The sequence below is a fragment of the Kitasatospora sp. NPDC059747 genome (assembly GCF_042732955.1).
Classification (GTDB): Bacteria; Actinomycetota; Actinomycetes; order Streptomycetales; family Streptomycetaceae; genus Kitasatospora.
Genome location: NZ_JBHWGV010000032.1, coordinates 74,322 through 83,534, shown reverse-complemented (window position 1 = coordinate 83,534; position 9,213 = coordinate 74,322). Strand labels below are relative to the sequence as shown.

Below are 9,213 nucleotides of genomic sequence, written 5' to 3'. Positions count from 1 at the left end.
CCGCTGCCGCTGACCGGCCCGAGCACCCGCCCCGCCCTGCAGTCGCGGCGCCCCCCGGCGCGCCAACGCCCGGGGGCGGGGGGCGGGGCGGGGCGCCCCCCCCGGCCCCCACGGGGGGGGGCCCGGGCACCGGCGTTGCGGAACCGGCGTTGCGGAACCGGTTCGGGGGCCGCACCGTCCAAGCGGCGACCCCCGACGATCAGGAGACCCCGCCCCGTGAAGCGACCCGCCGCCACCATCGCCGCCGGCACCCTGCTCCTCGCGCTGGCCACCGCCGCGTGCAACTCCACGGCTGCGCCGCCGACTCCGTCGCCGACACCGGCCGTCACGGGCACGCCGTCCACGCCGTCCACGCTGTCCACGGCGTCGAGCCCGTCCAGCTCGCCTGCTGCGCCGACGCCCACCGCCACGGGACGGCCCACGACGATGCCGACCGCCCCGAGCACGGCCGTGACCACCCCGCCGCCCATGCACCCGACGCCCGCCCCGACCTTCTCCCTCGGCCCCGACAACCCCACCGACCTCCCGCACCGCCCGGTCCCGGCGGGGTAGCGCGAGTTCACGCTTCCCTGGTGTGCGCCCCCTGCGGACAGGGCGCGCGCCGGGGTCCCCCATTCGAGCGATCGTCCGTATGCCTGATGAACAGTACGCTCGCGCACACCCGCTGCCGCCAGGGCATCATGCGAGCACGAACTCGATTGCCTCGTGGCGCGGGACGCACCCGAACCCCAGAAACGAGGTACTGCTGGTGGCACTGACAGCCGCAACGGTCACGGCCGAACTCGAGGCAGCGAGCACGGTCGGGGACCCGGAGGCCGACGCCCTGGTCTCGGAGCTGATCGAGAAGAGGGAGATCGACGGGGTCAACGCCCTCTTCCGTACCGTGGGCACCCTCAAGCCCGGGCAGGACCTCTCCCGACTGCCCGACCGGCTGGCCGACTTCCTGCGCGAGGCGGCGGCGCCGCCGCCGGACTGGAGCGAGGCCGACGTCAAGGCCGCCGAGGGCTTCTTCGCCCACCACCACGGCGAGGCGTCCATGCTGCAGGGCACCGTCGGCCTCATCGGCACCTACCTCTCCCCGACCGGCGCGTTCACCCTGCGCTCGACCGGCCGCCTGGGCGGCGTGGAAGGGCCAGGCCGACGGCTCTCGCAGTCCAGCCGGCTGTTCATCGACATGGGCGACAAGGACGCCCTGCGCAACGGCACCCTGGCCGCGAACGTCACCAAGGTGCGCCTGGTCCACGCCTCGGTGCGGCAGTTGCACAAGAAGAGCGGGGAGTGGGACTACGCGAAGTGGGGCGAGCCGGTCTCGCAGAAGTACACGACCGGCGCCGCCTGCGTCTTCAGCACCCAGATCCTGCAGGCCATGCGGAACCTCGGGATCGATGTGTCGAAGGACGACGCCCGCGGCTTCGTCTGCGCCTGGCACTACGTCAACCACTACCTCGGCACCCCGGAGAGGTGGCAGCTGCCCAAGGACGCCGATGAGCTCGAACGGCTGTGGAACCAGGAACGCGACCGGGAATGGCGGAAGTCGGAGGACGGCGTCTTCATGACCGCCCAGGCCGTCAGGTTCTACCGGGACTTCCTCAAGCCGGGAATGAGCGACGCCTACCTCGCCCTCTCCCGCGTCGCCCTCACCGACAAGTACGCCGACATGGCCGGCCTGGACCGGACGCCGCTGTCGGAGGCGGGCAAGGTCGCGGCCGCCGGCCACGGCATCGTCAGCGGCATCGGTGGCGGCCTGCTCGGCGGCGCCGCCAAGCAGGTCACGGGCGTCAATCCCTACAAGGACATCCTCGGAGCCGTGTCCGAGGCGTTCAGCAAGGTCGAGCGGTACGCCCTCACCCACGACCAGGACGACCAGCCGCAGATGCACCAGGACCTCCACGACAACCGCTGACGCCCCAGCCTTTCGGGCCCCGCCCGCTCAGGGCCGGGCCCGACGGCCGGCTTCCTCCAGGGCGTCAGAGGGACCTTGTCGGTGGTCCCACCCGTCACCGCTGCCCTTCCAGCGGTCGCCGGCGAAGTAGGCGAGGGCGGCTTCGAGGTCGAGGGGGAGGGCGCGGGTCGGGCCGAGATCCCAGATGCGGGCCCAGCCTTTCGAGTCCGTGAGGGCCTTCGGGACGGTCAGGCCCTCTTTGAGCTCCAAGGCGACGTGGTACTGGTTCGGCAGGACGTCGCCGTCGGTCCCGTGAACCCGCACCGCAGTCACGTCCTCCCACCGCACTCGAAGTTTGCGGCCCCGGTTGATCTCGACCGTCTCGGCGTCGATCCGGAGCCTCGTGGCCACGGCCCACAGGGCGACCGCCGTCAGGACGAGCGTGACCGTCACCCCCACGAACTGGAACTGGTGCCTGCGGAACAGGTCCCAGCTCTGCTGCCAGTCCGCTCTCGGGCCGTCGTGTGCAGTGAGCGGCGAGGCGACGGCGAGGTACGCGAGGACCGGCATGGCGAGGTCGAGGGCGAGGAACCACACGGTGCGGACGGTGTGGGCGCTGCTGCGCATGAGGACGGTGCGCGGTGTCCACGCCTCGGCCGCGGACCGGTCGGCGTCCGCTCCGGCGAGGCGCCGGCGCAGTTCGGTGTGCCGGTACTGGTGGACGCCGCCGACCTGGCGCAGCAGGCCCAGTCCGTGTGCGTCCTCCAGGAAACCCATCACGTCCCACGGAAGGCGCCCGAAGAGCCACAGTTCGACCCGCGTGGCGGTCCAGCGCCCCCATCGGCTCATCGCGACGAGGGCCAGGGCCGAGCAGGACCAGGCGGTGAGGAAGGACACGGTGGGGATGAGGGGACTGTCGTGGGTCTGGGAGAAGACCGCCATCGAGAGCCCGGCGATGGCGGGTGCGACGACCGCCGCCTCGATCAGGGCGATCCGCCGTTCGTCGGCGAGCAGCATCCTGGGCTTCGTGGCCGTGTCGTACTCGGCCCGCCGCGTGAGGAGGAGGCCCGACAGCGTGGGCAGGGCGACGGTGGGCACGACCGCGGGGACGCCGCCCGGAACGACCGTTGCCGCACCGACGAGGCTTGCGGCGAGCAGGGCCATGATGACCTGGATCCTGGGTGCGGCCGGCCGGCGCGGGCGGCCGTCGAGGCCGGGGAACAGGTGCCGGGCGGTGGTGCGTCCGAGGACGGTGGAGATGGTGGCCAACTCGGCGACGAGGTCGATCGCTTCGGTGGTGGTGCCGGGCCACAGGAGCCGGTCGAGGGAGAGGAGCGCCAGGACGGCCGTGAGGACGATGCCGCCCCATGCGAGGGGATGCGTGACCACGCCGCGCAGCTGCCACCACGCGATGTCCTGGGTCCGGCGGCGGATCAACTGCCGGGCCAGGAAGCCGTGGTACGTCCGGGCGTCCTTCACACTGCACCGGCGGACGGGCTTGGATTTGGAGGCGGATGCCGGGGCCCGCGAGTAAACGGCGGGGATCAACTCGTCGAGGAGGTGGCCTTCGACGTCCGCGCGTGTCGGAAACCTCGCGGAGTCGAGGAGTTCGCGAGGATCTCGGGCCCCGCTCGCGTAGACCTTCGTCGCGAGCCAGAGCATCAGGGGCGAGGAGAAGGCGGCTGCGACGGGTCCGTCAGGACTTCGTGTGATCTGCTCGAAGACTTCTTCCCACTGGGGAAGTTGGTCCTTACGGCATTTCCCGGTGAGATAGTGCCGTCCGGCTTCCGGGGACATCGGACAGGCCTGGATCACCGGGATGTGCCGGAGCTCGGAGTCCGGGGGAATCTTCTCGATCGCTTCCGGCCGCGACAGCAGGACCAGGGGCACCTTGGTGTTCGCGCGCCAGCCGTCGATTCCGAGGACGACCTCCTGGCCGGAGAGGGACATGAGCTCATCGAGGCCGTCCAGGATGGGGATGACTCTCTTCCCGGTGACCAGCGACTGCACCTCGTGATTCCACGCAGGGCGCGCCGCGGCCCGGTAGTCCTGCTGGATGCGCTCGATGACCCAGTCCTGAAGGTTCTTCTTGGGCGTCCAGCCCGAGAGCGACAGCAGGACGGGAACGGGATCCCCCGACTTCCGGTGGTGCAGCAGGTCGAGGACGAGGAGCACTGCCAGGGACGACTTCCCCGCTCCGGCGGGTCCGGTGATGACCAGCCGGGCGGGGTCGAGCGTCCGGATCCGGGAGAGTGCCTCGTCAGTGTCGATCGGCTCTTCGAGGGCGCCGAGTTGCCGTGCGTCCCAGCGAACCGGCATGCGTACGGAACCGGTCAACCGGCGGGCGTTGGCCTCGTCTTCCCATTGGACGAGCACGTGTCTGGCCAGTTCGTCCTCGGCGGGCGAAGGGGGCGCGTAGTTGTTGACGGTGTGCGCCTGGATCACATTCCCCGTGACCTGTCCGTCAAGGTTGTTGTGCACCGAGTCAGTCACGCCGTCATGATGACATTCCCTCAGGGCTTGAGGATCAGCCGGATCGGGTTGCCCGCCTTCTGTTCCAGGGCTTCGACGGCCTTGGCGGCGTCGGCGAGCGGGAAGGTGCCGCTGACCGAGCGGGAGAAGTCGAGGCGGCCGCCGCGCGTGAGGGCGACGAGGTCGATCACGTCCTGGGACTGGGAACCGTAGTGGCCGCGGATCTCCTGGCGCAGGAAGCTGACCATGGTGCCCTTGGTGATGGTGAGGGGCTGGTCGGTGAGGCCGACCAGGACCAGGCGGCCGCGTTCGCCGAGGGCGGCCATCGCCTGCTCGCGCACGGCGGCCGCGCCGGCGAAGTCGAAGGCGGCGGCGAGCGGGCGGCCGCCGGTGGCCTCGCGCAGCTGGGCGGCGAACCCGGGGTCGAGGGGGTCGAGGGCGGCGTCGGCGCCGAAGGCGAGGGCGCGTTCGCGGGCGGCGGGGAGGGGGTCGACGGCGACGATGGGGAAGGCGCCGATGGCGCGCAGGAGTTGGACGCCGTGGGCGCCGAGTCCGCCGACGCCCCAGACACCGACGGCCTCGGCCGGGCGGACGGCGCCGGTGGCGGTGATGGCGGCCCACGGGGTGGAGACCGCGTCGGGGATGAAGCAGGCCTGCTCGAAGGGGAGTTCGTCGGGGATCGGCACGAGGGTGGTGGCGGTCGCGAGGCTGTACTCGGCCCAGCCGCCGTCGTAGTCGACGCCGCGGGTGAAGACGACGCCGCCCCGGTGCTCGCCGGCCTGGAGGAGGACGCGGTCGCCGACGGCGGCGGTGGTGACGCCCTCGCCGAGGGTGTGGACGGTGCCGGCGACCTCGTGGCCGAGGGTCACCTTGTCGCCGGGGAGGTAGAAGGGCTTGAGGGTGCCGTCGATCAGGTGGACGTCGGACAGGCAGACGCCCGCCGCCTCGACCTTGATCAGGACCTCGCCGGGGCCGGGCACCGGGACGGGCACCTCTTCGACGGCGAACGTGCCCTTCGTGACGTCGAGGCGGCCGGCGAGCATCGTGGCGGTCATCCGGATCTTCCCTTCCGACGGGGGCGGCGCGGCCGGGGGATCGTCTCCGGGCCCGCCCCGCACACTTACTTGTTGGTCAACAAGCAAGTTCGACACTAGCATGGTGCCATGCCCACGCACGATGGTCCGGACGCCGCTTCTCCGGGCACCCCGTCCCGCCGCACCCAGGCCGAGCGGCGCGCCCAGGCCGAGGCCGCCCTGATCGCCGCCGCGGCCCGGCTGATCGCCGAGCACGGCAGTGCCGGCGTCACGCTCGCGCGGGTGGGGGAGGAGGCGGGCTTCAGCCGGGGGCTGGCGTCGCACTACTTCGGCTCGAAGGCCGCCCTGCTGGCCCGGCTGCAGGAGGAGGCGCTGGCGGAGGCGATGGCCGCCGCCGCGCCCGAGCGCAGCGGTGCCGGGGCGGTGGACGAGCTGTGCGGATTCGTCCGGGGGTGCCTGGAGGGGGTGCGGAAGCCCACCGACCTGGGGCGGGCGTTCGTCGTCCTCGGGGCGGAGGCGCTCGCGGGGGCGTCCGAGCTGACGGCGGCGGTCGCGGAGCTGGACGCCCGTACGCGGGCGTGGGTGGCCGACGTCGTCCGGCACGGCGTGGCCGGGGGCGAGGTGCGGGCGGCGCTGGACCCCGGGGCGTTCGCGCTGGCCATGGTGGGCCTGGTCAAGGGCCTCGTCGTCCAGGGCGCCACCGACCCGGACGCGTTCGACGTGACGGTCGCGACGGCGGAGGCCGAGCGCTGGATCCGGCTGGCGCTGGTCGCCGCCTGAGGCCGCCCGCGAGGCGTTACGGACGGACGGTGAGGCCGTCCAGCACGAGGTCGAGCAGGCGCTCCGCCTGCGGCCGGTGTTCGGTGCCCGCCGAGGTGAGGGCGATGCCTTCGAGGGCGGCGAAGACGTCGGTGGGCCGGATGTCGGTGCGGATCGCCCCGGCGGCCGTGCAGGCGTCCATCAGCGACGTGATGGCGGCCTGGATCATCTCCCGGCTGTGCCCGTAGGGGCTGTTCCCGGTGGCGGCGATCGCCCGCAGGGCGTCGATCATGCCGTACTTGGCGGTGACGTAGTCCAGGAAGAGGCGCGTCCACGCCCGCAGGGCCGCTACGGGCGGCTCCTGTGCGAGCAGGGCGGGGGCGGCCTCGCACAGGTGGGCCACCTCGTTGCGGTAGACCGCTTCGACGAGGGCCTCGCGGGTGGGGAAGTTGCGGTACAGCGTCGCGCTGCCGACGCCGGCCTCCTTGGCGATGCGCTCCAGGTGGGCGTCCAGGCCCTCCGTCGTGAAGACGCGCACGGCGGTCGTGAGGATCTTCTCCCGGTTGCGCTGCGCGTCGGCCCGCAGCGGTCGCGGCGCTACGTCGCTCATCGGTGGTGCCATCCCTTCCCGGAGGTCTGGCGGCAGCCTATCGACTTGCTAAACGGAGGCATCCCCACTTAGCGTGGGAATAAGTGGGGGCATCTCCGCTTTCACTGTGGGTCGTGGTGACGACCCGCACGCAGCCAGGGGAAGGGGCCGATCATGTCGGGTATCCAGGGCAAGGTCATCGCGATCACGGGCGCCAGCAGCGGCATCGGCGAGGCGACCGCGACGCACCTCGCCGAGGAGGGCGCCCGGCTCGTGCTCGGGGCCCGGCGCGAGGACCGGCTGGCCGCCGTCGTGGACGGCATCACGGCGAAGGGTGGCACCGCCGTCGGTGTCATCGTCGACGTCACGCGCCGCGAGGACCTCCAGCGGCTGACGGACACCGCCGTCGAGCGGTACGGCCGGCTCGACGTCCTCGTCTCCAACGCGGGCACGATGGCCGTCTCGCCGTTCGACGACCTGCGCCAGGACGACTGGGACGCCATGGTGGCCACCCACATCACCGGCCTGCTCAACGGCATCGGGGCGGCCCTGCCGGTCTTCCGTCGCCAGTGCTCCGGCCAGTTCGTCAACGTCGCGTCCACCGCCGCGTATGTCGTCAAGTCGCCGCAGGGCGTCTATGCGGCGACCAAGACGGCGGTGAAGGTGCTCACCGAGGGGCTGCGGCAGGAGTCCGGGCCCGATCTGCGCGTCACCCTCGTCTCGCCCGGCTTCACCCATACCGAAGGGGTCGGCAAGGGGGCGAGCCCCGAGGCGGCCGCCGCGATGACCCGGCAGCGCGACGAGATCGCCATGCCGCCGTCGGCGATCGCCTCGGCCATCGGCTACGCGATCGGGCAGCCGGAGGGCGTCGACGTCAGCGAGATCGTCGTCCGGCCCACCGCGCAGGCCTGACTGTCCATCACACCTTCTCCTCAAGCGGAGAATTGACTGACAGATGTCAACTCCGTCCGCTAGCGTGCCCGTTGGGGGATCGCATACGCAGCAAGGGGAGGAGAAGCATGTCCAGGAGGATGCGCATCGCGGCTCTGGCGGCCGTCGTCGTGCTCGGACCGACGGGCACCGCGGCGGCGCAGGCCGCGCCCGCGGGCGAGACCGTCGTGACGGTGAGCGGCGAGCGGCCGGTGCCGCTCGTCAGCCCGGACGGCGGCACGCTGTACGTCGTCGCCGTCGAGAGCGACGGCAGCGTGAGCGTCAAGGCGGTGGACGTCCGGACGGGCGCGACGCGGGGGCGGGTAGGGCTGGGCGCGCTGGAGTGGGGCGTCAACGCCGCGCTCAGCGCGGACGGTTCGCGGCTGTACGTCGCGGACGGGCAGCGGCTCGTCGTCGTCGACACCGCGGGGAGGGCCGTGCTCGCGACCGTCGCGCTGCCCGACCAGCCGCGCCCGGCCCGCTGGAGCGCCGGCCCGGCGCTCGGGCTGGCCGTCGGCGCGGACGGCGGCACGGTGTACGTGTCGCAGCGCGGGCCGATGCACTACAAGCAGAAGCCGGGCCCGGGCCGGATGCTGACCTTCGACACCGCTCGGCGGGTGTTCACCGGCTCCGTCCCGCTGCCCTCCAGCGGCGCGGGTGCCCCGGTGGTGCGGCCGGGCGGGCGGGACCTGTACATCGGCACCTCAAGCGGCATCCAGCACTGGAGGACGGCCGGCCCGACCCTCGTCGGCACCGTGGCCGGGACGGTCTCGGCCGCCGAGTTCGACCTGGCCTTCTCCCCGGACGGCACGCGGCTCTTCGCCGTCGACGGGGGCTCGTCCGGCCGGGGCGACCTCATCGACCCCGCGACCGACACGGTGAGCCGGCACGTCACGCTCGCCCCCGAGGGCTCGACCGTGAACACGGCCCGGGCCGGGGCGGACGGCAGCCGGTTCTACGCGGTGAAGGACAACGCCCCGAACAAGGCGCAGATCCTCTCCGTGGACGCCGCGACCGGCGAGACCGTCCCGGAGGAGAGCACGACCGTCGCCGAGGAGCAGCTCAGCGGCCTCGCCGTCGGGCCGGACGCCCTCGTCGCCGGCGGGTCCAACGGCGGCTACCAGGCGCGGCTACACGTGATCCCCCTTCCCTGACGACCAGGCCTCGACCCACGCGGCGGGCCACGGGGTGCTCGTGCGCTCGCCGCGGGGGACGTGCACCGCCACGTACCGTCCCGAGGCGGCGAGTCGGCCGTCCTCCGCGCGGATCTCGAAGCGGAGGGTGATGGACGTCGTGCCGATGCGTTCGACGGTGAGCTCGGTCGTCACCTCCTGGCCGAACCACAGCGGCGCGCTGAAGTCGGCCTCGTAGCGGACGCGCGGGGCCGCGCCGAAGTAGCCGGTGATGCCGTGGGTGCGCATCAACTCGGCCTCCGCCGCCTCGACGTAGCGCACGATCGCGGTGTTGTGGTGGTGGCCGGCCGCGTCGGTGTCCATCCACTCGACGCGGCCGCGGTGGACGGTACTCGCGAAGCGCGCACCGTCCAC

Annotated in this window: 9 protein-coding genes; 5 read left to right on the top strand and 4 right to left on the bottom strand. The window is 72.6% G+C overall.

The window, feature by feature from the left end; genetic code table 11:
* Positions 1 to 216 precede the first annotated feature (216 nt).
* Positions 217 to 552, top strand: coding sequence for a hypothetical protein (locus ACFV4G_RS16845; RefSeq protein WP_380440902.1), 336 nt, complete (start codon positions 217 to 219; stop codon positions 550 to 552).
* Between the two features lie 196 nt (positions 553 to 748).
* Positions 749 to 1,903 (top strand): oxygenase MpaB family protein, encoded by a 1,155-nt coding sequence (locus tag ACFV4G_RS16840; RefSeq protein WP_380440900.1) that lies wholly within the window; start codon positions 749 to 751, stop codon positions 1,901 to 1,903.
* A 27-nt stretch (positions 1,904 to 1,930) separates the two neighbouring features.
* Here the strand turns inward: ACFV4G_RS16840 and ACFV4G_RS16835 are convergent, their stop codons facing one another.
* Both ACFV4G_RS16835 and ACFV4G_RS16830 read right to left on the bottom strand, forming a co-directional pair.
* Positions 1,931 to 4,375, bottom strand: coding sequence for an NACHT domain-containing protein (locus tag ACFV4G_RS16835; protein ID WP_380440898.1), 2,445 nt, complete (start codon positions 4,373 to 4,375; stop codon positions 1,931 to 1,933).
* A gap of 20 nt (positions 4,376 to 4,395) precedes the next feature.
* Positions 4,396 to 5,409 (bottom strand): alcohol dehydrogenase catalytic domain-containing protein, encoded by a 1,014-nt coding sequence (locus ACFV4G_RS16830; RefSeq protein ID WP_380440896.1) that lies wholly within the window; start codon positions 5,407 to 5,409, stop codon positions 4,396 to 4,398.
* A gap of 108 nt (positions 5,410 to 5,517) precedes the next feature.
* On the opposite strand from ACFV4G_RS16830, the gene ACFV4G_RS16825 reads away from it, so the two are divergent.
* Positions 5,518 to 6,168, top strand: a complete 651-nt coding sequence (locus ACFV4G_RS16825) for a TetR/AcrR family transcriptional regulator (RefSeq protein ID WP_380440894.1) — start codon at positions 5,518 to 5,520, stop codon at positions 6,166 to 6,168.
* A gap of 16 nt (positions 6,169 to 6,184) precedes the next feature.
* Here ACFV4G_RS16825 and ACFV4G_RS16820 read toward each other — a convergent pair whose 3' ends face one another.
* Positions 6,185 to 6,757 carry a TetR/AcrR family transcriptional regulator gene (locus ACFV4G_RS16820; RefSeq protein ID WP_380440892.1) on the bottom strand — a complete coding sequence of 191 codons (573 nt, stop codon included), beginning with the start codon at positions 6,755 to 6,757 and terminating at the stop codon, positions 6,185 to 6,187.
* Positions 6,758 to 6,910: 153 nt separating this feature from the next.
* On the opposite strand from ACFV4G_RS16820, the gene ACFV4G_RS16815 reads away from it, so the two are divergent.
* Together ACFV4G_RS16815 and ACFV4G_RS16810 are read left to right on the top strand one after the other, a co-directional pair.
* Positions 6,911 to 7,648 carry an SDR family oxidoreductase gene (locus ACFV4G_RS16815; RefSeq protein WP_380440891.1) on the top strand — a complete coding sequence of 246 codons (738 nt, stop codon included), beginning with the start codon at positions 6,911 to 6,913 and terminating at the stop codon, positions 7,646 to 7,648.
* A 107-nt stretch (positions 7,649 to 7,755) separates the two neighbouring features.
* Positions 7,756 to 8,820 (top strand): YncE family protein, encoded by a 1,065-nt coding sequence (locus tag ACFV4G_RS16810; protein WP_380440889.1) that lies wholly within the window; start codon positions 7,756 to 7,758, stop codon positions 8,818 to 8,820.
* Here ACFV4G_RS16810 and ACFV4G_RS16805 read toward each other — a convergent pair.
* Positions 8,797 to 9,213 carry an acyl-CoA thioesterase gene (locus ACFV4G_RS16805; protein WP_380440887.1) on the bottom strand — a complete coding sequence of 139 codons (417 nt, stop codon included), beginning with the start codon at positions 9,211 to 9,213 and terminating at the stop codon, positions 8,797 to 8,799. The genes ACFV4G_RS16810 and ACFV4G_RS16805 overlap by 24 nt on opposite strands.

Bases quoted from the DNA above. Each gene is read 5' to 3' on its own strand.
- ACFV4G_RS16830 (WP_380440896.1), bottom strand. From the start codon at position 5,409: ATGACCGCCACGATGCTCGCCGGCCGCCTCGACGTCACGAAGGGCACG.
- ACFV4G_RS16825 (WP_380440894.1), top strand. From the start codon at position 5,518: ATGCCCACGCACGATGGTCCGGACGCCGCTTCTCCGGGCACCCCGTCC.
- ACFV4G_RS16820 (WP_380440892.1), bottom strand. From the start codon at position 6,757: ATGAGCGACGTAGCGCCGCGACCGCTGCGGGCCGACGCGCAGCGCAAC.
- ACFV4G_RS16815 (WP_380440891.1), top strand. From the start codon at position 6,911: ATGTCGGGTATCCAGGGCAAGGTCATCGCGATCACGGGCGCCAGCAGC.
- ACFV4G_RS16810 (WP_380440889.1), top strand. From the start codon at position 7,756: ATGTCCAGGAGGATGCGCATCGCGGCTCTGGCGGCCGTCGTCGTGCTC.